Genomic DNA, 22,591 nt, shown 5'->3' with positions numbered 1-22,591 from the left:
GCCTACCGCTTCAAGCCGCTCAATATCGGCCGCTTTGTCGTCTGGTCGCTGTTTGCGCTGGCGCTGGCCGCCGCGCCGCACCTGTTCACCAGCAGCCTGGCGCTGACCATGCTCAGCCAGATCGGCTATCTGATCATCATCTGCCTGTCGTACAACATCCTGCTGGGCCAGGGCGGCATGCTGAGCTTCGGCCATGCGGTCTATACCGGCATGGGCTCGTTCATCGCCATCCATGCGATGAACAAGGTCGGCGGCCTGCAGATTCCGCTGGTGCTGATTCCCGTCATCGGCGGGTTGGGCGGCATGTTCTTCGCCATATTGCTGGGCTATGTGACCACGCGCAAGTCGGGCACGACGTTTGCGATGATCACGCTGGGCATAGGCGAGCTGGTGGCTTCCATGGCGCTGATGTTCCCCGAGTTCTTCGGCGGCGAGGGCGGCATCACCAGCGACCGGGTCTACGGCCAGCCCTTTTTGGGCATGACCTTCGGCCCGGCGATCGAGGTCTATTACCTGATCGCGGTCTACTGCTTCGTCTGCACGGCGCTGATGTTCGCCTTCACCGGCACGCCGCTGGGGCGCATGCTCAATGCAGTGCGCGACAACCCCGAGCGCGTCGAGTTCGTCGGCTACAACACCCAGCGCGTGCGCTACTTCTCGTTCATCATTGCCGGCTTTTTTGCCGGCATAGGCGGCGGCCTGGCGGCGATCAACTTCGAGATCATCACCGCGGCCGACAGCGTCAGCGTGATGCGTTCGGGCAGCTATCTGCTGTTCACCTTCCTGGGCGGCGCGACGTTCTTCTTCGGGCCCATCATCGGCGCCGTGCTGCTGGTGTTCGCCTCCATTCTGCTGTCCGAGCTGTCCAAGGCCTGGCTGCTGTACCTGGGCCTGGTGTTCCTGTTCATGGTGATGTATGCGCCCGGCGGCGTGGCCAGCCTGATCATGATGAACCTGCGGCTGGCGAAGTTCGGCAAGCTCAAGCGGCTGCTGCCCGGCTACGCGCTGCTCACCGTCTGCGCGCTGGTCGGCGTCGCGGGCTTCGCGGCCATCGTCGAGATGATCTACCACCTGCAATTGAACGCGGCGCTGGGTGATCACCTGCGCTTCATGGGCCTGTCGCTGGACACGCGCAGCACGGACAGCTGGCTGGGCGCGATTGCGCTGCTGGTAGTGGGTGGCGGCCTGTTCGAAATGCTGCGCCGGCGCTTCGTGCGCCAGTGGAGCCAGATCCAGGAAGAAATCGAACTGCTGATCAAACGCGGGGAGGCACAGGCATGACACAGACCACTTACGCGCTCGAACTCAAGGACCTGCAAAAGCGCTTCGGCAAGACCGAGATCATCCGCGGCGTGAACCTGGCCGTCGAGGCCGGCGAACGCGTGGCCATCATCGGGCCGAACGGCGCGGGCAAGTCGACGCTGTTCAATCTGATCAGCGGACGCTTTGCGCCCAGCAGCGGCGAAGTGCTGCTGCACGGCCAGCGCATAGACGGCAAGAAGCCGTTCGAGATCAACCGCCTGGGGCTGTCGCGCAGCTTCCAGATCACCAACATCTTCCCCAAGCTCAGCGTGTTCGAGAACCTGCGCTGCGGCGTGCTGTGGAGCATGGGCTACAAGTACACCTTCCTGCGCTTTCTGTCCGGCCTGCACGACGCCAACGCGCGCGCCGAGCAGCTGATGCAGATGATCAACCTGGAAAAGAAGCGCGACGTGCTGGCGATCAACCTGACCTATGCCGAGCAGCGCGCGCTCGAGATCGGCATCACCATCGCGGGCGGGGCCAGCGTGATCCTGCTCGACGAGCCGACGGCGGGCATGAGCAACAGCGAGACCGCGCGCTTCATCGCGCTGATCAAGCAGGTCACCGAAGGGCGCACGCTGCTGACGGTGGAGCACGACATGGGCGTGGTGTTCGGCCTGGCCGACAAGATCGCCGTCGTGGTGTATGGCGAAGTCATCGCCTTCGACACACCCGACAAGGTGCGCGCGAACCCGCGCGTGCAGGAAGCTTATCTGGGATCAGCCGTGGCCGATCAGCAGGCGGGAGCGCACTGAAGATGCTGAAGATTGCCAACTTGCATGCCTATTACGGCAAGAGCCATGTGCTGCATGGCGTGGACTTCGAAGTCCGGCCCGGTGAAATCGTCGCGCTGCTGGGCCGCAACGGCTCGGGCCGTTCGACCACGGCCAAGGCCGTGATGGGGCTGGTCGACTGGGAGGGCACGCTCGAGTGGAAAGGCGAGCAGCTCCAGGGCCGCAAGGCCTACGAGATCGCCCACCGCGGCATAGGCTACGTGCCCGAAAGCCGCGACGTGTTTCCCAATCTCACGGTGCACCAGAACCTGCTGCTGGGCCAGAAAGGCAACGGCAAGGGCAGCCGCTGGAGCTTCGACGACATGTACGCGATGTTCCCGCGGCTCAAGGAGCGCCAGCACACCGAGGCCGGCGTGATGTCGGGCGGCGAGCAGCAGATGCTCACGCTGTGCCGCACGCTGATGGGCGACCCCGACCTGATCATCATCGACGAGCCCACCGAAGGCCTCGCGCCCAAGATCGTCGAGCTGGTCGGCGAATACCTGCAGACCATCAAGGCGCGCGGCATTGCCGTGCTGCTGATCGAGCAGAAACTGACGATTGCCATGCGCATCTCGGACCGCGCGCTGGTGATGGGCCATGGGGCCATTGTCTTTGACGGCACGCCCGATGGCCTGCGCGCGGATGAGAAGGTGCGCAAGGAGTGGTTGGAGGTTTAAGTCACCAGGCGGGTGCGACGGACAAACCCGTTCGTGGTGAGCTTGTCGAATCCATGAACGGCCTGTCTTCATGACTTGAGCGCAGGCCGTTCATCCTTAGACGCGGCCGGCGAGGCAAGCTCAGGACGAACGGGGGATGAGGCTTGCTGTTTCTTTTTGACGCCTTGCGAGACTTCGGCTCGCTTACGTTGCGCTGGACGAACTGTAGTTCCCAGCAAGACTGCCCCCCTTGTCCCAGGCGAGACAAACCCCACTGGTCATTTGCGCGCAAGTTTCTACAATAAAAAACGCACGATCGTTCTTTTCCATTCCACAAGGGACAACCGCATGAGCGCTGACTACCAGAAGGACGGCTCCATCGCCGTCATCACGCTGAACAACCCGCCGGTCAACGGCCTGGGCCTGGCCACGCGCCGGGCCATCGTCGAGGGGGTGAACCGGGCAAATGCCGATGCGAGCATCGAGGCGATCGTCATCACGGGCGCGGGCAAGGCCTTTTCGGGCGGCGCCGACATCACCGAGTTCGGCACCGAGCGCGCGACGCAGGAGCCGCATCTGCTGTCGGTGATCAAGGTGCTGGAGCAATCGACCAAGCCCGTGGTCGCGGCCATCCATTCGGTCTGCATGGGCGGGGGCCTGGAGCTGGCCATGGGCTGCCACTACCGCGTGGTCGCACCCAAGACGTCGGTTGCGCTGCCCGAAGTCAAGCTGGGCCTGCTGCCCGGCGCCGGCGGCACGCAGCGCCTGCCGCGCCTGCTGGGCCTGGAAACCGCGCTGAACATGATCGTCAGCGGCGAAGCCGTGCAAAGCGAAGTGCTCGCTGCGATTCCCGGCCAGAAGCTGTTTGATCTGGTCGCGGCTTCGGCGGATTCGCTGGCCTCGGAAGCGCGCGCGTTTGCCCAGCACATTGCCGGCCAGCGTCCGCTGCCGCTGGTGCGCAACCTGCCGTGCAAGCATCCCCAGGCCGAAGCCTATCTGCAGTTCGCACGCAATATGGTCAAGGGCATGGCGAAGAACTTCCCCGCGCCCGGCAAGTGCGTGGACGCGGTCGCCGCGGCCGTGGGCAAGTTCGACGCCGGCATGCAGACCGAGCGCGAGCTGTTCACGCAACTGATGTTCACGCCCGAGTCGCGTGCGCTGCGCCATCTGTTCCTGGCCGAGCGCGCGGCGTCGAAGATTGCCGACGTGCCTTCGAGCACGCCGCAGCGCGAGATCCGCACGGTGGGCGTGATCGGCGCGGGCACCATGGGCGGCGGCATCGCGATGAACTTCCTCAACGCCGGCATTCCCGTGACCATCCTGGAGACCAAGCAGGAAGCGCTGGACCGCGGCCTGGGCACGATTCGCAAGAACTACGAATCGCAGGTCAAGAAAGGCAAGCTCAAGCCCGAGAAATACGAAGAGCGCATGGCGCTGCTGAGCACCACGCTGTCGTATGACGACCTCAAGCATGCCGACCTGATCATAGAAGCCGTGTTCGAGGAGCTGGGCGTCAAGGAAACCGTGTTCAAGCAGCTCGACGCCGTGGCCAAGCCCGGGGCGATTCTCGCATCCAACACCTCGACGCTGGACGTCGACAAGATCGCGGCTTTCACCCAGCGTCCGCAGGACGTGGTGGGCATGCACTTCTTCAGCCCGGCCAACGTGATGAAGCTGCTCGAAGTGGTGCGCGGCAAGGAAACCGCCAAGGACGTGCTGGCCACCGTGATGCAGCTGGCCAAGAAGATCAAGAAGACCGCCGTGGTGTCTGGCGTGTGCGACGGCTTCATCGGCAACCGCATGATCGAGCAGTACAGCCGCCAGGCCGGCTTCCTGCTCGACGAAGGCGCGACGCCCCAGCAGGTCGACAAGGCCGTGGAGAAGTTCGGCTTCGCGATGGGACCGTTCCGCATGGGCGACCTCGCGGGCAACGACATCGGCTGGGCGATACGCAAGCGCCGCGCCGTGGAGCGCGCCGACATGAAGTACAGCGCCACGGCCGACAAGCTCTGCGAGCTGGGCCGCTATGGCCAGAAGACCGGCGCGGGCTGGTATGACTACGAGGCCGGCAAGCGCGATGCGATTCCTTCCGAGGTCGTCAATCAGATGATAGAGCAGCACCGCAAGGACAGCGGCATCACGCCGCGCAAGATCTCCGACGAGGAAATCGTGCAGCGCCTGGTGTTCTCGCTGGTCAATGAAGGCGCGCATATCCTGGAAGACGGCATCGCCGGCAAGTCGGGCGACATCGACATGGTCTATCTCACGGGCTATGGCTTCCCGATTCACCGTGGCGGCCCCATGCACTACGCGGGCGAGGTCGGGTTGATCAACGTGGTACAGGCAATGAACCGCTTTGCGCAGAACCCGCAGGACGACGCGGCGTTCTGGCAGCCCGCGCCGCTGCTGGCGCGGCTGGCCGCCGAAGGCAAGACCTTCCAATAAGCGTTGCCCGACGAACGAATTCCCAAGGATATTCCATGACTTCCGCAGTGATTGTTTCCACCGCCCGCACCCCTCTGGCCAAGAGCTGGAAAGGTGCGTTCAACATGACCCACGGCGCGACGCTGGGCGGCCATGCCGTGAAGCACGCCGTGCAGCGCGCCGGCATTGACGCCGCCGCCGTCGACGACGTGATCATGGGCTGCGCCACGCCCGAAGGCGCGACCGGCGCCAACATCGCGCGCCAGATCGCGCTGGCCGCGGGCCTGCCCGTGACCACCTCGGGCATGACCATCAACCGTTTCTGCTCCTCGGGCCTGCAGACCATTGCCACCGCGGCCCAGCGCATCATCGCCGGCGAAGGCGATGTCTATGTGGCCGGCGGCGTGGAATCCATCTCCTGCGTGCAGCAGGAAATGAACCAGCACATGCTGCAGGATCCGGCGCTGCTGCGCAGCAAACCAGAGATCTACTGGAGCATGCTGCAGACCGCCGAAACCGTGGCCCAGCGCTATGGCATTGGCCGCGACGCGATGGACGAGTACGGCGCGGGCAGCCAGCAAAAAGCCTGCGCCGCCCAGGCCGCGGGGCTGTTTGACGCGGAGATCGCGCCCATCACCGTGACGGCCGGCGTGGTCGACAAGGTGCGCGGCCTGATCACGCGCGAAGTCACCGTCGCCAGGGACGAAGGCACGCGCGAAGGCACGACCAAGGAAGGCATCAGCGGACTGCGCAGCGCCTTGCCCGGCGGCCTGATCACGGCCGGCAATGCGAGCCAGTTCTCCGACGGCGCGGGCGCCTGCGTCGTCGTCAGCGAAGACTATGCGGGCCGCAACGGCCTGCAGCCCCTGGGCCGCTTCCTTGGCTTTGCGGTCGCGGGCTGCGAGCCCGATGAAATGGGCATTGGCCCGGTGTTTGCCGTGCCCAAGGTGCTCAAGAAGCTGGGCCTCACGGTGCAGGACATCGACCTGTGGGAACTCAACGAGGCGTTTGCCGTGCAGGTGCTCTATTGCCGCGACAAGCTGGGCATTCCGGCCGAGCGCCTGAACGTCAACGGCGGCGCGATCGCGCTGGGCCACCCCTATGGCGTCTCGGGCCAGCGCCTCACGGGCCATGCGCTGATCGAAGGCAAGCGCCGCGGCGCCAAGCGGGTCTGCGTGACGATGTGCATTGGCGGCGGCATGGGCGCGGCCGGTGTCTTCGAAGTGCTGTAAGCGCGGATAGTGATTGCATCGCCCTGGATCTATCGAAGTTCACCCTTCGACGGGCTCAGGGCGAACGGGTCAGGGCCGCTTGTTGCGGCCCGATTTGTTTCTATGAGCGAGGAGTGGACCATGGGCTTGCGCGCTACGCTGGATTTTCTGTTGTATGACTGGCTGGAAGTGACGACGCTGAGCGCGCGCACGCGCTTTGCCGACCATTCGCGCGAGACGTTCGACGCGGTGCTCGACACCTGCGAACGCATTGCGCGCGACAAGTACGCGCCGTTCAACCGCACCGTCGACACCGAGGAGCCGCGCTTCGACGGCGAGAAGGTCATCCTGCCGGCGTGCACGCATGCGGCGCGCCTGGCCTATGCCGAGTCGGGCATGCTCAGCGCGGCCCAGGATTACGAGATCGGCGGCATGCAGCTGCCGTACACGCTGGAATCGGCGGCCAACAGCTTCTTTGCGGCGGCGTCGGTCAGCATTGGCTCGAACATGCTGACTTCGGGCAATGCCAGCGCGCTGATGGTGCATGGCAGCGCGCTGCAAAAAGAGGTCTTTGCGCTCAATGAATTCAACGGCCGCTGGGCCGGCACCATGTGCCTGTCGGAGCCGCAGGCGGGCTCGTCGCTGTCCGACATCGCCACGCGCGCCACGCCCGACGGCGAAGGCGCGCAGGACGACCCGCTGGGCCCGCGCTTTCGGCTCAAAGGCAACAAGATGTGGATTTCGGCGGGCGACCATGAGCTCACCGAGAACATCGTGCATCTGGTGCTGGCCAAGATTCCCGGCCCCGACGGCCAGCTGCCGCCCGGCGTCAAGGGCATCTCGCTGTTCATCGTTCCCAAGAAGCTGGTCGACACCGAAGGCGCGCTGACCGGCGAGCGCAACGACGTGGCCCTGGCCGGCCTGAACCACAAGCTAGGCTGGCGCGGCACGACCAATACGCTGCTCAATTTCGGCGAAGGCAAATACCCGGTGCGCGGCGCGGCCGGCGCCATCGGCTATCTGGTGGGCGAGCCCGGCAAGGGCCTGCAGTGCATGTTCCACATGATGAACGAGGCGCGCATTTCCATAGGCATGGCCGCGACCATGCTGGGCCTGGCGGGCTATTACGCGAGTCTCGACTATGCGCAGAATCGTCCCCAGGGCCGGCCCATGGGCGCGGGCGGCAAGGACGCAACCCGGCCCCAGGTGCGCATCATCGAGCACGCCGATGTGAAGCGCATGCTGCTGGCGCAGAAGTCCTATGGCGAAGGCGCGCTGGCGCTGAACCTCTACTGCGCGCGCCTGGTCGACGAGCAGCATACGGCCGCGCCGCAGGCCGCCGACGAAGCGCGGCTGCTGCTCGAAGTGCTGACGCCGATTGCCAAGAGCTGGCCCAGCGAATTCTGCCTGGAGGCAAATTCGCTGGCGATACAGATCCATGGCGGCTATGGCTATACGCGCGACTTCCAGGTGGAGCAGTACTGGCGCGACAACCGCCTCAACATGATCCACGAAGGCACGCACGGCATCCAGGCCGCGGACCTGCTGGGCCGCAAGGTGCGCATGGACAACGGCCGCGGCCTGCAGTTGCTGGCCGCGCGCATCGACGCCAGCATCGCGGCCGCGCGCGCCCTGCCTGAACTCGTGGAGTTCGCCGACGATCTGACGGCCGCGCTGCAGCAGGCGCTGGCCGCGACCGAAGCCGCCTGGGCCACGGGCGATCCTGCCCAGGCCCTGGCCAATGCCGTGCCCTATATGCAGGCGCTGGGCCATGTGGTGCTGGCGTGGATGTGGCTGGACGTGGCGCGCGCATCGCTGCGCGCCGACGCGCAATCCGCCGCCAACATCGGCCGGCGCGCGGCCGCGCGCTACTTCTTGCGCTACGAGCTGCCGCGCATAAGTGCCTGGCTCGCCGTGGTGCGCACGCGCGACATGACTTGCGCCGAAATGGACGAAGCCGGGTTCTAGCGCCTGGCGGCGCGTTCTTCAGCTTCGCATCATTTTTCTGCGTTAGGGTTGGGGGCATGCGCATACTCCTGATCGAAGATGACCCCTCGCTGGGCAGTTCCCTGCAGTCCTGGCTGCAGCTCGATGGCTACGCGGTCGACTGGCTGCAACGCGGCGACCAGGCTGCAGCCGCCCTGGCCACGCACGACTACCAATGCGTGCTGCTGGACCGCGGCCTGCCGGGCCTGGACGGCGACGGCGTGTTGAAGGCACTGCGCGCCGCGGGTGCGCCGCGCGCCCAGTTGCCGGTGATCGTGATCACCGCGCGCGATACGCTCGCCGACCGCGTGCAGGGGCTGGACCTGGGCGCGGACGACTACCTGGTCAAGCCTTTTGACCTCGAGGAGCTGTCGGCGCGCGTGCGCGCGGCGCTGCGCCGCGGCACGCCGCAGCAGGCGCCCGAGCTGCGCCATGGCGCGGTGGCGCTGGACCCTGCGGCCAAGCGCGCGACACTCGACGGCGTGCCGGTCACGCTGACTGCGCGCGAGTTCGCGCTGCTGCAGGCGCTGATGCGCTATCCCACCCATATCCTGAGCCGCGCCCAGCTCGAGGAAGCCCTCTATGGCTGGGGCGAGGAAGTCGAGAGCAATGCGATCGAGGCCCATGTCTACAACCTGCGCAAGAAGCTCGGCACGCGCTTCATCGTCACCGTGCGCAACCAGGGCTATGGGCTGGCGCCGGCATGAATCTCTTTCCATGGAAGAACTGGAAGGCCGCGCAGCAGACGCGCCACGCGCACTGGTCGCTGCGCCGGCGCCTGCTGCTGATGGTGATGGGCACCAGCATCGCGCTGTGGCTGGTGAGCCTGGCGATCGTCATCAGCGTGGCCTGGTTCGCGACCAGCGAAGTGTTCGACGAGGCGCTGGAAGAGGGCGCGCGCCTGGTGCTGCAGCTGGGCTCGGAAAGCGATGCGGCCGCGAACCCGCGCCGCGAGCTGAGCGACGGCCGTGGCGAAGCGATGAAGCTGCGCATGTACTACCAGATCGTCGCGCCCGACGGCCGCGTGCTGCTGCGTGCCGACGACACGCCCCGGTCCGCGTTCGTGCCGCGCGTCCAAAGCCGCAAGAGCTATGCAAATGTATGGGTCGACAACGAGCTCTGGCGCGTGCATGTGCGCCGCGCGCCGGACGGCACCAGCGCCCAGGTGGGCCAGCCCATGGAGGAGCGCCTCGAACTGCTGGGCGACATGGCGGAGAACCTCGCCTGGCCGGCGCTGGGCTTGCTGGTGCTGCTGGGCCTGGTGAGCTGGAGGCAGATCCGTCGCCTGCTGCGCCCTCTCGAGGACACTGCAATGCGCATTGCCGCGCAGTCGCCGCAGGACCTGTCGCCGATTGCCGTGCCCAACCCGCCGCGCGAACTGCAGACCATCCTGGATGCGCTCAACGCGCTGCTGACCAGGCTGGGCGTGGCGCTCGACAGCGAGCGCCGCTTCACCAACGATGCGGCGCACGAACTGCGCACGCCGCTGGCCGCATTGCGCATGCGCGTGCAGCTGATCGAGCGCGAGCTGCAACTGCCCGACGCTCATCTGCAGCAGCTGCGTGCCGACCTCGACCGCTGCACGGGCCTGATAGAAAGCCTGCTGGCGCTCGCGCGCCTGGATCCGCAGGCCGAGCCGCTGCAGCGCGAGGCCGTGGCGCTGGATGCGCTGATCGACGCGCTGGACTTCGCGCCCGCACATGCCAGGAACATGCGCGTGCAGCGCGCCCTCGACGTCACGCATCTGCAGGCCACGCCCACGCTGATCGCCAGCGCGCTGCGCAATCTGCTGGACAACGCGGTGCGCTACGGCAGCGCGGGCGGCGAGGTGCGCATCGAGGCCCAGCGCTTGCCCGGCGGCGGCGTGCGCCTCGCAGTGCGTGACGACGGCCCGGGAGTGCCGCTGGAGCAGCGCGCTCGCCTGGGCGAACGCTTTTTCCGCGTGCTGGGCACGGGCCAGCCGGGCAATGGCCTGGGCCTGTCGATCGTGGCGCGCATCGCGGCGCTGCATGGCGCGACGCTGCGCTTCGAAGAAGGGCTTGACGGGCGCGGCCTGGGCGTGGTGCTTGATTTTCCCGCGGGTTGAGTGGCGCGCATCAGATTTCCTTCAGTTTCGCTGTGTCCAATGGATTCATGCCGCACAGAAAGCGGATTCATTGACCCAACTGAAGGAGCATCACCATGCGCATCATCGTTTCCACACTGACTCTTGCTTCCCTGCTGGCCTTCGGCGCCACGGTTGCCACGGCCCAGCCCGCGGCCTATACCGGCCCGAGCAATGCGACGGCTGCCGCCGCCGGCGGCTACACCGGCCCGAGCAATGTGCCGCTGATGACCGTCAAGCAACTGCTCGACACCGGCCGCGACGACCAGCACGCCCGCCTGCAGGGCCAGATCGTCTCGCATGACGGCGGTGAGCACTACACGTTCGCGGATGCCACGGGGCGCATCCGCGTGGAGATCGACGACAAGGACTTTCCCGCAGGCCAGTCCGTGAGCGCCGAGCAGCGCGTGGAACTGCTGGGCGAATTCGACAAGGGCCTGCGCAAGACCGAATTCGAAGTCGATCGCCTGACGGTGCTGCGCTGATCCGCAGGTCTGCGGCAGATGTGGAAGACACTGCGCCTGACGCTGGCCGGCGCCCGCCTGCGCGCTCATGTTGCGCAGCCGGCGCCGTGCCGGGAAACCGACGCCGGCGCGGCGCTGGTGCGCGCTGCGGCGCAAGGCAACCTGGACCGGGTCCAGGCCTTGCTGCGCGCCGGCGCGGACATCGAGGCCAGGAACGCCCAGGGCCGGACCGCGCTGATGCTGGCCGCGCAGGGCGGGCACACGGCCGTGGTGCAGGCCTTGTCGACGGCGGGCGCGGACATCGATGGCCGGGATGCGCGCAACTGGTCGGCGCTGATGATTGCCGCGCAAGAAGGGCAACTGAGCGTGGTGCGCGCGCTGGCGCGCGCCAATGCCAGGGCTGCTGGATGAAGGCCGGCGCGCTTCAGCCCATGCGCCGGCGCAGCCAGGCACTGGCCTGATCGACGCCTATCGACAGCGCCAGCATGGCGACGATCACGGTCGCGGCCTGTGAGTAGTGGAACAGCGACAGCTCGAAGTACAGCAGTTGCCCCAGGCCGCCCGCGCCGACAAAGCCCAGTATGGCGGCCATGCGGATGTTCATTTCCCAGCGGTACAGCGTATAGGCGATCAGCTGCGGTCCGGCGCCGGGCAGCGTGCCGTACAGAAACGCCAGGCCTTGGCCCGCGCCGCTGAGCGCCAGCGCCGAAGCGGGCGCGCGCGGCGCGTTGTCCAGCGCCTGCGCGTACAGCCGGCCCAGCACGCCGCTGGTGTGCAGCGCCAGCGCCAGCGCGCCCGCAAACGGGCCCAGGCCCACGGCCAGCGCGGTGATCGTGGCCCAGACCAGCTCTGGCACCGAGCGCAGCAGATTGAGCAGCAGGTGGCTCAGGGGCCGCAGCGGCGCAAGCGCCAGCACCAAACCCAGCACCGCGGCCAGCAGCGTGCCGACCACGGAGATCGCCAGCGTCTCCCAGGTGCCCACGGCCACGCGGCGCAGCCACTCGGCGCTCAGGTCCATGGGAAAGAAGCTGGCGACGAACTGGCCCATGGAGGCCGCCGATTCGTGTGAAAACAGCGCCGGCAGATCCATGTCGAGCAGGCGAAAGCTCGCCCAGACGGCAAGCGCCAGCGCCACGGCGGCGGTGCCGCTGCGCCAGCCCCAGGGCGAAGGCTGCGCGGTCGGCGCGGCATCGAGCGCGCGGCGCAGCGCATTGGACAGCGCGTCGGCCGCAAACACCAGCAGCAGGAAAGTGAGCAGGATGCTCGCGGCTTCACCGCCGTTGAGCATCTTCATCGACTGGTCCATGAGCTGGCCCAGGCCGCCGGCGCCGACAAAGCCCATCACCACCGATGCGCGTATCGCGCATTCCCAGCGGTAGACGGTGTACGAGACCAGCTCCTTCGCGGCCTGCGGCACCAGACCGTACAGAATCGCCAGCGGCCGGCGCGCGCCGCTGTGGCGCAGCGCGCGCGCGGGCGCGGGGTCGGTGGATTCGAGAATCTCGGCGTAGACCTTTGCCAGCATGCCGCCATAGGTCAGTCCCAGCGCCAGCACGCCCGCGGCCGGGCCCAGGCCGAACACCCGCACGAACACCAGCGCCCAGACCAGTTCGGGAATGCCGCGCAGCACGGTGAGCAGGCTGCGCGCCAGCGGATTGAGCGTGGGCCGGTCGCGGCCCGCGGCGCTGACCAGATAGGCCAGCGGAACGGCAAGCAGACAGGCCAGCATCATGCCGGCGGTGGCAATCGCCAGCGTCTGCAGCGTCGCCTGGCCCAGGTAGCCGAGGAACTCGCTGCCGGTCGCGGGCGGCAGGAAAGCGGTCAGGAAGTTGCCGATCACCGTCAGGTTGCCGGCCTCGAACAAAGCCCCGGGCCGCACCTGCGCGGCCTCGAACAGCGGCCAGAGAATGCACAGCGCGAGCAGCGCATGCGCCAGGCGCGCGCGGCTCGCGGGGTCGCGCTGCGCGGGTTTCAGCGGCATGCGTTCATGGGCACCGCGGCCGCGCGCGCCGGCAGCAGCGTGGGAAGTTGCTGGCCTTCGCCCGCATACAGCGCCTGCAACTGCGCTTCGCTGACCTGGTCCGCCGGCAGATCAAAGGCAATGCGTCCGGCCTTGATGCCCACGATGCGCGCAAAGCAGCCCAGCGCGAGATCGACGGCGTGCAGGCTGGCAACCAGGGTCGCGCCGCGCTGCGCGGCGTCCGCCACCAGTAATCGCACGGTGGCCAGCGCCAGCGCCGGGTCCAGCGCCGATACCGGTTCGTCGGCCAGCACCAGCGCGGCCTGCTGGTACAGCACGCGCGCAATGCCCGCGCGCTGCAGCTGGCCGCCCGACAGCTGATCGCAGCGCGCGAACAGCTTGTCTTCGAGTTCCACGCGGGCCAGCGCGGCGCGCGCACCCGCAATGTCCGCGGGGTAGGCCAGTGAGGCCAGCGATTTCCAGGCCGGCCATTGGCCCAGACGTCCCGCGAGCACGCTGGTGACCACGCGCTGGCGTCCCGGCAAGGGCGGGGCCTGGTGCACGGTGCCTATGCGCGCGCGCAAGTGCCGCAACGCGCGCGCGTGCAGCGCCGAAAGTTCGCTGTCGAGCACGCGCACCGCGCCCTGCAGGCCGGGCTGGCCGGACCAGGCCGTGCCCAGCACCGAAAGCAGCGACGTCTTGCCCGCACCCGAAGGGCCGATCAGTGCAATGTTTTCACCCTGGCGCGCCGCAAGGCGGATATCGGCCAGCGCGACCGTGCCATTGGCGTGGGCCAGGCCCAGGCCCTGCAACTCGAAGCCCATGCGCGGCGCGGCTTACTTCAGCAATCCGGCCGACTTGGCCGCATCTTCTATGCCCACATAGTTCTTGGCTTCGGTCGGAATGAACTTGGCCGCGCGCTGCAGGGCCAGGATTTCCTTGTGCTCGGGCTTGGCGGGGTCGAGCTGCAGGAAGGCCTGGGTCAGCTTCTTGACGAGCGCGGGATCGAGGTCGCCGCGCACCGTCCAGTTGTAGTCGAAATAGGGCGGGGTGGTGGCAAACACGCGCACCTTGCTGGTGTCGACTTTCTTTTCCTCGACCAGCTTGTCCCAGACGGAAGCGTTGAGCACGCCGGCTTCGGCGCGGCCCGCGGCAACAAAGGCCACGGTGGCGTCATGCGCGCCCGAAAACGCGACGTTCTTGAAATCCTTTTCGGGGTTCAGCCCGGCCTGCTGCAGAAAAAAGCGCGGCATCAGGCTGCCCGAAGTGGACGAGGGCGCGCCAAACGCAAAGCTCTTGCCCTTGAGGTCGGCAAATTCCTTGACCTGGGGATTGGCCGTGATGAACTTGGACGTGAAGCGCGCGTCTTCCTCGCGCTGCACGATGGGAATGGCCGTGCCGTTGGTGCGGATCTTGGCCTGCACGAACGTGAAGCCGCCCAGCCAGGCCAGATCGAGCTTGCGCGTGGCCAGCGATTCGACCACGGTGGCGTAATCGGTCACGGGCGTGAAGACCACCTTCATGCCGGTCTGCGCTTCGAGGTATTTGCCCAGCGGCGCGAACTTGCGCTGCAGCTCGGTCGGCGCTTCGTCGGGAATCGCCGACACCCGCAGCACGTTGTCCGCGGCCAGCGCCGGCAGCGCGGACAGCGAAGAGAGAGCCAGGGCGCAGGACAACGCCTTGAGCGCGAGACGACGTGCAGAGGTAGGACGCATGGAGGTTCCGGTTGGGTTGAGATCGCCGCTGTGCGCGTGTTGCGCGGCAGCCCGATCTGGCGCCGGCATGCGGGCGGTCACCCGCCCTGTGCTGGCGTCCGGCCGATTGTAGTGACCGCGGCCCCTGCGGGCTGGGCAGGCCTTGCTTGCCGCAGGAAGTCGCAAGGGTACCGGGTTGCCTGCGCTTGAGGCCGCGCTGCGCTCAGCTGAAACGCACTTCGAAGAAGCTGCTTTCGCCATCGCCCAGACCCTGCATGCCGGCCTGCACGGCGGCGTTGGCGGCCTTGGTCCAGCGCGCGAACGTGGCCTTGGCTTCGTCGGTGATTTCCTCCGGCGGAGTGTCTTCGAGGCCCAGCACGCATTCGAGCGCCAGCGCCACCTGCTCGGCCCCGCCCAGCTGGCGCTCCATCACGCGCGCATAGCGCGCTTCTGCCCGCGCGCGTTCGTGCTCGGGCAGGCTGGGGTAATCGCACAAAGAAACGGTGTAGAAAGTTTCAACAGTGTCCATGATGGGTCAGATGTGAGTAGTTGACTGTGAAAATGTACAGTAAATTCTGTTTATCCACTGTTGTTTTTCACAGGTTTTTTCTGACCGCTTGCGCGGCGCGCGCAATCAAGGCGCGGGCAAGGGGCGAACCAGACGTACCAGCAGTGTGTTGCCGCGTCCCATCTCGCCGCTGGCCTTGCCCGTGGCCCAGTCCACTGCCCAGGCCTGCTGCGCCGACAGCCGGCTTTTGCCGGGCCCGGTCTGCTCGTAGCTGTACTGGTTGACGGGCGCGGCATTGACCGCGGCCGTGCCGGTCCAATGCCAGTCGCCGGGAACGGCCGGCAGCAGCGCGGCGCGCTCGCCCGCCAGCGCTGCGTTCTGGCGCAGGCGCTGCAGCTCCTTGGCGCGCGGCAGACGCCAGCGCAGGCCGTCCTCCCGGTGTTTCGACTGCGCAAGTTTCTGCGCCTGGCCGAAGCTCAGGCGCTCGGGCATGCCTTCGCAGCGCTGATTGCGCCACTCCATGCCTTGCAGGCAGCGCGGCCAGGCCAGGCGCGCGCGCAGGTCCCGCACTTCGCTGCCATCGTCCGAAAGCTGTAGCTGCGCGGGTGCGGCGGTGGCGCCGGTCTGGGCACGCAACTGCGGGCTGGAAAGCGCCGTCAGCGCGGCCAGCAGACAAAGGGGACGACACCAGAAAGAAAGGGCAGGCGGCATGGGATGTTCCGTGGAGCGATGACAGTCTGTATTGTGACCCGCGCGCGCTGCTGGCGATGCCTTGCTTGCTCGATGAAGATGCCATTGCGCGCTGGCGCGGGGCGTATTCTCCCGGGGTAAACCATGAGCCACTACCATGGCCAACGGGCGCGGCCGCGGGCCGCCATGGAGCCAGCCAGGAAAGCGCAATGCAAGAGTCCGTCGAGAAACCGCCAACGATCACCGAAAGAACGCCACCTTTGACCAGCCATGATGCCGCCGACGGCCTGCCTGCAGGGCGGCGCGGCAGCGCCATGCTGGTCATCCTGCTGGGGCTGACGGTGGTGGTGCTCGACAGCAGCCTGCTCAACCTGGCGCTGCCCGCGATCGCGCGTGCGTTCCAGGCCGATGCGCCGCACACCATCTGGGTAGTCAATGCCTACCAGATCGCGACGCTGGTGATGCTGCTGCCGCTCGCGGCCGTGGGTGAGCGCATAGGCTACCGCAGCGTCTATCTGTGGGGCATGGCGCTGTTCGCGCTGGCGTCGCTGGGCGCGATCTTCGCGCCGTCGCTCGGCGCGCTGATCGCGGCGCGCGCGCTCCAAGGCCTGGGCGCTGCGGGCGTGCTGAGCGTGAACGCTGCCCTGGTGCGTTTCATTTTCCCGCGCGCGCAGCTGGGGCGCGGGCTGGCGCTCAACTCGGCCGTGGTGGCCAGCGCTTCGGTGGCCGGCCCGACGGTGGCCGCGGCCATCCTGTCCGCGGGCTCCTGGCCCTGGCTGCTCGCGCCCAATGTGCCGCTGGGCCTGCTGACGCTGTGGCTGGGGCGCAAGTCCTTGCCCGAGACGCCGCGCGTGGCCAGCGCCAACGGCGAGCGCGCGTTCTCCGCGCTGGACCTGGTGCTCAACATGGCGATGTTTGCGCTGGTGTTTCTTGGCGCCGACGCATTGGGCGTGGCGCGCAAGGACCAGCCCGGTTCGATGCTGGTGGGCGGACTGATGCTGGGCACGGGCCTGCTGATAGGCGCCTGGCATCTGGTGCGCCAGAGCCGCAAGCCGCGACCGCTGTTTCCCGTGGACCTGTTTCGCATTCCGGTGTTCGCGCTGTCCATGGCCTCTTCGGTCAATGCCTTCTGTGCGCAGACGCTGGCGTTTCTGTCCCTGCCTTTCCTGCTGCTCGAGACCTATGGCCGCAGCGCGCTGCAGGCCGGCCTGCTGCTCACCGCCTGGCCGCTGGCCATAGTCACCGTCGCGCCGCTGGCCGGCTGGCTGATAGGCCGCTATCCCGACGGGCTGCTGGGCGGCCTGGGCATGGCGGTGTTCGCCAGCGGACTGTGGCTGCTGGCGCTGCTGCCGGCGCAGCCGTCGGATCTCGACGTGATCTGGCGCATGGCGCTGTGCGGCGCGGGCTTTGCGCTGTTCCAGTCGCCGAACAACCATACGATAGTGCGTTCCACGCCGGTGCTGCGCAGCGGCGCGGGCAGCGCGATGCTGGGCACGGCGCGGCTCACGGGCCAGACCATGGGTGCGGTTATTCTCGCCGCGCTGTTTGCGCTGTGGCCAGGCCATGGCGGCATGGCCGAAACCGTGGCGCTGGTCGGCGCGGGGGGCTTCGCGGCGCTGGCCGGCATCTGCAGCAGCCTGCGCATTCGCCAGCCGCGCGCCTGAATGCGGTGCGCCGCGCGCGCGACACGCTGGCGACACAGGCCGCGCGGGCGCCAACGCACAATGCTCCAGCGGCCTGTGCGGCCAGCGAATTCCCACCATCAAGGAGACAGCGAGATGACGCGTAAGGTGCAACAACTGTTTGATCTCAGCGGCAAGACGGCCCTGGTGACCGGAGGCTCGCGGGGGCTGGGCCTGCAGATGGCGCAGGCGCTGGGCGAAGCCGGTGCGAAGATCGTGCTGAGCTCGCGCAAGGCGGCCGACCTCGAGGAAGCCGTCGCCGTGCTGCAGGCCGATGGCATCGATGCGCGCTGGATCGCGGCCGACTGCGCGCGCGAGGAAGACATCCTGCGCCTGGTCGACGAAACGCTGCAGCGCGTGGGCGATGTCGACATCCTGGTCAACAACGCCGGCGCGAGCTGGGGCGCGGCCGCAGAGGACCACCCGACCGCGGCCTGGGACAAGGTGATGAACCTCAACGTGCGCGGCTACTTTCTGCTCAGCCGCGAGATCGCCAAGCGCAGCATGATCGCGCGCCGCACGGGGCGCATCATCAATATCGCGTCGATCGCGGGCCTGGCCGGCAATCCCATCGAAATGAAGACCATCGCCTACAACACGTCCAAGGGCGCGGTGATCAACTTCACGCGTGCGCTGGCCGCGGAGTGGGGCGTGCACGGCATCAATGTCAACGCGATCTGCCCGGGCTTCTTCAAGACCAAGATGGCCACGGTGCTGATCGAGACGTTGGGCGAGGAAAAGATGGCCAGCCATGCGCCGCTGCGCCGCCTGGGCGACGACGAGGACCTCAAGGGCATCACGCTGCTCTATGCCTCGGATGCGGGAAAGCACATCACCGGCCAGTGGATGGCGGTCGACGGCGGCGTGAGCGTGGTGACCGGCGGCTAGCGCCTCGCACAGGGCATTTCTGCCCTGACAATAGCGCTGCCGTGGCGCGCTCAGCGCCCGGCCCCTGGCGGGCGGGTGCTGCCCCGTATCAAGAAAGGCCGATCCGGTGTTGAGTTTTGAAGCAGATATTCCTTTTGTGACCGAGCTGGGCTTCACGCTGCACAAGCGTGCCGGCGGCGAGTCGGAGCTGCATTACACGCCGCGTCCCGAGCACCTGAATTCGTTCGGCGTGACCCATGGCGGCGCGCTGATGGCGCTGCTGGACGTGACGCTGGCCCAGGCCGCCAGCAGCGTGGCGCCCAACACCGGCGGCGTGACGATTGAAATGAAGACGTCCTTCATGCTGCCTGCGCGCGGCGCGCTGGTCGCCAAGGGACAGCTGCTGCACAAGACGCATGGCGGCATGGCCTATGTCGAAGGCGCGGTCTACGACGCCGAAGGCCTGATGTGCTGCAAGGCCTCGGGCACGTTCAAGCTCAAGCACCGCGAACCGGTCAAGGCCGGCTGAGCCGGCCTGCGCTCGCTGCGTTGCGCCCGGCTTTCGATGGTATTGCAATGATTACAAGGAGACAGTTCATGACCCAGAATCAGCAAATTCTTCTCGACAACCGCCCCCAGGGTGAAGCCGTGGAAAGCAACTTCAGGCTGGTGCGCACCGAAGTGCCCGCGCTGCGCGATGGCGAGGTGCTGGTACGCCACCACTATTTGAGCCTTGACCCCTACATGCGCGGGCGCATGAACGACAGCAAGAGCTATGCCGCGAGCCAGCCGCTGGGCGAAGTCATGATAGGCGGCACGGTGGGCGAGGTCGTCGAGAGCCGCAATCCCAAGTTTGCGGTCGGCGACCAGGTCGTGGGCATGGGCGGCTGGCAGGAATACAGCGTCGTCGACGGCAACGCTCCCGGCATGCTGCGCAAGGTCGACACCACCCATGTGCCGCTGTCGCACTATCTGGGCGCGGTCGGCATGCCCGGCGTGACCGCCTATTACGGACTCGTGAAGATCATTGCGCCCAAGGCCGGCGAGACCGTCGTGGTCAGCGCCGCCACGGGCGCTGTGGGCAGCGCGTTCGCGGCGCTGGCCAAGGCGCGCGGCTGTCGCGTGGTGGGCATTGCGGGCGGTCCCGAGAAATGCCGATATGCGACCGAGGAACTGGGCTTTGACGCCTGCATCGACTACCGCGAGAACGCCGACGTCAAGGCGATGGCGCGCGCGCTCAAGGAAGCCTGCCCCGACGGCATAGACGGCTATTTCGAGAACGTGGGCGGCTACATTCTCGACGCCGTGCTGCTGCGCACCAATGCGTTTGCGCGCGTCGCGGTCTGCGGCATGATCGCCGGCTATGACGGCCAGCCGCTGCCGCTGCAGAACCCGGCGCTGATCCTGATCAACCGCCTGAAGATCGAAGGCTTCATCGTCAGCGAGCACATGGAAGTCTGGCCCGACGCGCTCAAGGAGCTGGGCACGCTGGTGGCCACGGGCAAGCTGCGCCCGCGCGAAACCGTGGCCCAGGGCCTGGCGGCCGCGCCCGCGGCCTTCCTGGGCCTGCTCAAGGGCAAGAACTTCGGCAAACAACTCGTCAAGCTGGTCTGAACGACTGAAAGGCCGCCATGATCAATGATTTTCAAGGCAAGACCGCGGTGCTGACCGGCGCGGGCTCGGGCTTCGGCCTGGAGTGCGCGCGCATAGGCGCGCGGCTGGGAATGAACCTGGTGCTGGTCGACGTGCAAAAGGAGGCGCTCGAAGCCGCGGCCGAGGAAATGCGCGCCGCGGGCGCGCAGGTGCTGACCCAGCGCGTGGATGTCTCCAACCGCATGCAGATGGAAGTGCTGGCGCGCAGCGTGCAGGAGCATTTCGGCGCGCCGCACCTGGTGTTCAACAACGCCGGCGTGGGCGCGGGCGGCCTGGTCTGGGAGAACTCGGTCTCCGACTGGGAATGGGTGCTGGGCGTGAACGTCTGGGGCGTGATCCATGGCGTGCGCCTGTTCACGCCGATGATGCTTGAAGCCGCGCAGACGGACCCGGGCTACCGGGGCCATATCGTCAACACGGCCAGCATGGCCGGCCTGCTCACGCCGCCCAACATGGGCATCTACAACGTCAGCAAGCACGCGGTGGTGAGCCTGACCGAGACGCTGTACCAGGACCTGTCGCTGGTCACCGACCAGATCGGTGCGAGCCTGCTGTGCCCGTACTTCGTCGCCACGGGAATCAACCAGAGCGAGCGCAACCGTCCCGAGAACCGTCCGGCCGCGGAGCTGACCGCAAGCCAGAAAATAGGCCAGGCCATGACCGACAAGGCCGTGTCGTCGGGCAAGGTCTCGGCGGCCGAAGTCGCGCAGAAAGTGTTCGACGCCGTGGCCGCCAACCAGTTCTACATCTACAGCCATCCCCAGGCGCTGGGCGCGGTGCAGACCCGCATGGAAGACGTGGTGCAGGGTCGCAATCCCAGCGACCCGTTTGCGCACAAGCCCGAGCTGGGCGCGAGCCTGCGCGCCGCGCTGCGTGCGACGCCGGACTGAAGATCGCATCCCAGCCATCCAGGGCCGTTTCGACGGCCCTTTTCTTTGCCGCAACGCTTGCTTGGCGCCCCGGGGACTGCATCGGCGCAAGCGCAGGAACCGAGAAGGCCGGCGCCAGACCCGCGCCACGATCCCCGCCATGCAAGCCACTGAAAAATCTGTAGCGTAGACGCTGAATTCGCCTTGCGCCAATGTAATGAGGGGTTACAGAGTGGCATCATTCCTGCTGCCGCAGAGAACTGCCCGACGTAGGCATCTCTGCCGGCAGCCGCGCGTTCAATGCCCTGTGCGCGCCGGCTTTACAAAAAGTAAATATTAGGCTTGCACAATGGTGCTCGCCTTTCAATTTCAAGATGCACCCCATGACGTCTGCCCTGTCTCTCTCGCTGCGTGCGCGCCTGCTGTCCCATTGGCCTTCCGATCGCCCCCTGGCGGCGCGGCAGCAGTTTTCGGCGTGGCGCATGGCGGCCGTGGCCGCGGCTGTGATCGTCGTGACGGCAGGCTGCTCGCCCAAGGCCGCCGAGGCACCTGCGGCCAAGGTGCCGACAAAGGTGGGCGTAGTCACGCTCAAGGCGCAGAGCCAGCAGCTCGACGCCAGTCTGCCGGGACGCACCCGTGCATCGCTCACGGCCGAAGTCCGCCCCCAGGTCTCGGGCATCGTGCAAAAGCGCCTGTTCACCGAAGGCGCGAGCGTCAAGGCCGGCCAGCCGCTCTACCAGATCGATTCCGCTTCGCTGCGCGCGACCCAGGCCAGCGCCGAGGCCGCGCTGGCCAAGGTGCGCGCGAGCCAGCGCACGCTGCAGGCGACGGCGGCACGCAATGCAGAACTCGTGAAGATTGACGCGATCAGCCGCCAGGCCAACGAGGAAAGCCAGGCGGCGGTCGCCCAGTCGGCCGCCGATGTGGCCGCGGCCCAGGCCGCGCTGGAGAACGCGCGCATCAACCTGCGCTACAGCAGCATCCAGGCACCGATCAGCGGTCAGACCAGCCTGTCGACGGTCACCCCCGGCGCGCTGGTCACGGCCAATCAGGTCGATGCGCTGACGACCATCGTCCAGCTCGACCCCATGTATGTCGATTTCACGCAATCGAGCACCGAGCTGCTGCAGCTCAAGCGCGATATCCAGGACGGACGCTTTCAGAAGCTCGAGCGCGATGCGCTGGCGGTCCAGCTCAGGCTCGAGGACGGACGTCTTTATTCTCAGACCGGCAAGCTGCAGTTCGCGGGCGTGATCGTGAACCCCAGCACCGGCGTGGTGACGCTGCGCGCCGTGGTGCCCAACCCCGACGGCGTGCTGCTGCCGGGCATGTATGTGCAGGCGCTGCTGCCCACGGGCGTGGCGCCCGAGGCCCTGCTGGTTCCCCAGCAGGCGGTGACGCGCGATATCGCCGGCAAGGCCAGCGTGCTGGTGGTCGATGCCGAGACCAAGGTGCAGCGCCGGCCGATTGAAATCGACCGCGCCGTGGGCAGCCGCTGGATGGTCACATCGGGCCTGACCGCCGGCGAGAAGATCATCGTCGACGGCTTTCAGCGCATCAAGGTCGGCGACGCCGTCGATCCCCAGGAAGTGGATCTGAGCGCCAAGGCCAAGGTGGCGGCGGACCGCGCTGCTCAGGCGAACGGCAAGCCGCCGGCCGATGCCGCGCCGGCCAGCGCCGCGCCGGCCAGCGCCGCGCCGGCCAGCGCCGCGCCGGCTCCCGCTCCTGCGGCCAAGCCCTGAGAG

General features: G+C 67.2%; 21 protein-coding genes. 16 read left to right on the top strand and 5 right to left on the bottom strand.

All coding sequences use genetic code 11. From position 1 onward, the window contains the following. The 10 genes from RR928_RS01710 to RR928_RS01665 all read left to right on the top strand — a co-directional run. Positions 1–1,281, top strand: a 1,281-nt coding sequence (locus RR928_RS01710; RefSeq protein WP_332548318.1) for a branched-chain amino acid ABC transporter permease, incomplete at its 5' end; no start/stop codon positions are given. After that, positions 1,278–2,057, top strand: coding sequence for an ABC transporter ATP-binding protein (locus RR928_RS01705; protein ID WP_332540095.1), 780 nt, complete (start codon positions 1,278–1,280; stop codon positions 2,055–2,057). The genes RR928_RS01710 and RR928_RS01705, both read left to right, overlap by 4 nt. Before the next feature lie 2 nt (positions 2,058–2,059). Then, on the top strand, positions 2,060–2,755 hold the full coding sequence (locus RR928_RS01700; RefSeq protein ID WP_332540094.1) for an ABC transporter ATP-binding protein: 696 nt from the start codon (positions 2,060–2,062) through the stop codon (positions 2,753–2,755). Between the two features lie 327 nt (positions 2,756–3,082). Beyond that, the gene (locus RR928_RS01695; RefSeq protein ID WP_332548319.1) at positions 3,083–5,179 is read left to right on the top strand and encodes a 3-hydroxyacyl-CoA dehydrogenase NAD-binding domain-containing protein; all 2,097 of its coding nucleotides are present in this window, start codon (positions 3,083–3,085) and stop codon (positions 5,177–5,179) included. A 35-nt stretch (positions 5,180–5,214) separates the two neighbouring features. Beyond that, positions 5,215–6,390 (top strand): acetyl-CoA C-acyltransferase, encoded by a 1,176-nt coding sequence (locus RR928_RS01690; protein ID WP_332540090.1) that lies wholly within the window; start codon positions 5,215–5,217, stop codon positions 6,388–6,390. A gap of 120 nt (positions 6,391–6,510) precedes the next feature. Continuing rightward, positions 6,511–8,337 carry an acyl-CoA dehydrogenase gene (locus RR928_RS01685; protein WP_332681288.1) on the top strand — a complete coding sequence of 609 codons (1,827 nt, stop codon included), beginning with the start codon at positions 6,511–6,513 and terminating at the stop codon, positions 8,335–8,337. Positions 8,338–8,393: 56 nt separating this feature from the next. Beyond that, a complete protein-coding gene (locus tag RR928_RS01680) occupies positions 8,394–9,062 on the top strand; it encodes a response regulator transcription factor (RefSeq protein WP_332536578.1) in 669 nt (222 codons plus the stop codon). Continuing rightward, positions 9,059–10,441 carry an ATP-binding protein gene (locus RR928_RS01675; RefSeq protein WP_332536580.1) on the top strand — a complete coding sequence of 461 codons (1,383 nt, stop codon included), beginning with the start codon at positions 9,059–9,061 and terminating at the stop codon, positions 10,439–10,441. The genes RR928_RS01680 and RR928_RS01675 overlap by 4 nt, the downstream gene beginning before the upstream one ends. A gap of 95 nt (positions 10,442–10,536) precedes the next feature. Further along, positions 10,537–10,944 (top strand): YgiW/YdeI family stress tolerance OB fold protein, encoded by a 408-nt coding sequence (locus RR928_RS01670; RefSeq protein WP_332536581.1) that lies wholly within the window; start codon positions 10,537–10,539, stop codon positions 10,942–10,944. An 18-nt stretch (positions 10,945–10,962) separates the two neighbouring features. Further along, positions 10,963–11,334, top strand: a complete 372-nt coding sequence (locus tag RR928_RS01665) for an ankyrin repeat domain-containing protein (RefSeq protein ID WP_332536583.1) — start codon at positions 10,963–10,965, stop codon at positions 11,332–11,334. 13 nt (positions 11,335–11,347) lie between these two features. Here RR928_RS01665 and RR928_RS01660 read toward each other — a convergent pair whose 3' ends face one another. From RR928_RS01660 to RR928_RS01640, 5 genes are all read right to left on the bottom strand, one after another. Further along, positions 11,348–12,904, bottom strand: a complete 1,557-nt coding sequence (locus tag RR928_RS01660) for a PhnE/PtxC family ABC transporter permease (RefSeq protein WP_332681285.1) — start codon at positions 12,902–12,904, stop codon at positions 11,348–11,350. Beyond that, complete coding sequence (locus tag RR928_RS01655) at positions 12,895–13,707, bottom strand: phosphonate ABC transporter ATP-binding protein (protein WP_332548323.1); 813 nt, start codon at positions 13,705–13,707, stop codon at positions 12,895–12,897. The genes RR928_RS01660 and RR928_RS01655 overlap by 10 nt, the downstream gene beginning before the upstream one ends. A gap of 12 nt (positions 13,708–13,719) precedes the next feature. Further along, positions 13,720–14,598 (bottom strand): putative selenate ABC transporter substrate-binding protein, encoded by an 879-nt coding sequence (locus RR928_RS01650; RefSeq protein ID WP_332536589.1) that lies wholly within the window; start codon positions 14,596–14,598, stop codon positions 13,720–13,722. Between the two features lie 202 nt (positions 14,599–14,800). After that, positions 14,801–15,106, bottom strand: a complete 306-nt coding sequence (locus RR928_RS01645) for a hypothetical protein (protein WP_332536591.1) — start codon at positions 15,104–15,106, stop codon at positions 14,801–14,803. Between the two features lie 105 nt (positions 15,107–15,211). Further along, positions 15,212–15,796 (bottom strand): Lcl domain-containing protein, encoded by a 585-nt coding sequence (locus RR928_RS01640; RefSeq protein WP_332681282.1) that lies wholly within the window; start codon positions 15,794–15,796, stop codon positions 15,212–15,214. A 293-nt stretch (positions 15,797–16,089) separates the two neighbouring features. Between RR928_RS01640 and RR928_RS01635 the strand changes: the two genes are divergently transcribed. From RR928_RS01635 to RR928_RS01610, 6 genes are all read left to right on the top strand, one after another. Beyond that, a complete protein-coding gene (locus RR928_RS01635; protein ID WP_332536649.1) occupies positions 16,090–17,439 on the top strand; it encodes an MFS transporter in 1,350 nt (449 codons plus the stop codon). A gap of 114 nt (positions 17,440–17,553) precedes the next feature. Beyond that, on the top strand, positions 17,554–18,345 hold the full coding sequence (locus RR928_RS01630) for an SDR family oxidoreductase (protein WP_332536594.1): 792 nt from the start codon (positions 17,554–17,556) through the stop codon (positions 18,343–18,345). A gap of 106 nt (positions 18,346–18,451) precedes the next feature. Continuing rightward, on the top strand, positions 18,452–18,853 hold the full coding sequence (locus RR928_RS01625; RefSeq protein ID WP_332536596.1) for a PaaI family thioesterase: 402 nt from the start codon (positions 18,452–18,454) through the stop codon (positions 18,851–18,853). 68 nt (positions 18,854–18,921) lie between these two features. Then, positions 18,922–19,938, top strand: a complete 1,017-nt coding sequence (locus RR928_RS01620) for an NADP-dependent oxidoreductase (RefSeq protein ID WP_332681280.1) — start codon at positions 18,922–18,924, stop codon at positions 19,936–19,938. A 17-nt stretch (positions 19,939–19,955) separates the two neighbouring features. Further along, positions 19,956–20,867 carry an SDR family oxidoreductase gene (locus RR928_RS01615; RefSeq protein ID WP_332536600.1) on the top strand — a complete coding sequence of 304 codons (912 nt, stop codon included), beginning with the start codon at positions 19,956–19,958 and terminating at the stop codon, positions 20,865–20,867. A gap of 362 nt (positions 20,868–21,229) precedes the next feature. Beyond that, complete coding sequence (locus RR928_RS01610) at positions 21,230–22,588, top strand: efflux RND transporter periplasmic adaptor subunit (protein ID WP_332681278.1); 1,359 nt, start codon at positions 21,230–21,232, stop codon at positions 22,586–22,588. Positions 22,589–22,591 lie beyond the last annotated feature (3 nt).

Source organism: Comamonas sp., from assembly GCF_036666375.1.
Classification (GTDB): domain Bacteria; phylum Pseudomonadota; class Gammaproteobacteria; order Burkholderiales; family Burkholderiaceae_C; genus Comamonas.
Note: the sequence above shows the minus strand (reverse complement) of the source record. Positions and strands in the feature narration are given on the sequence as shown.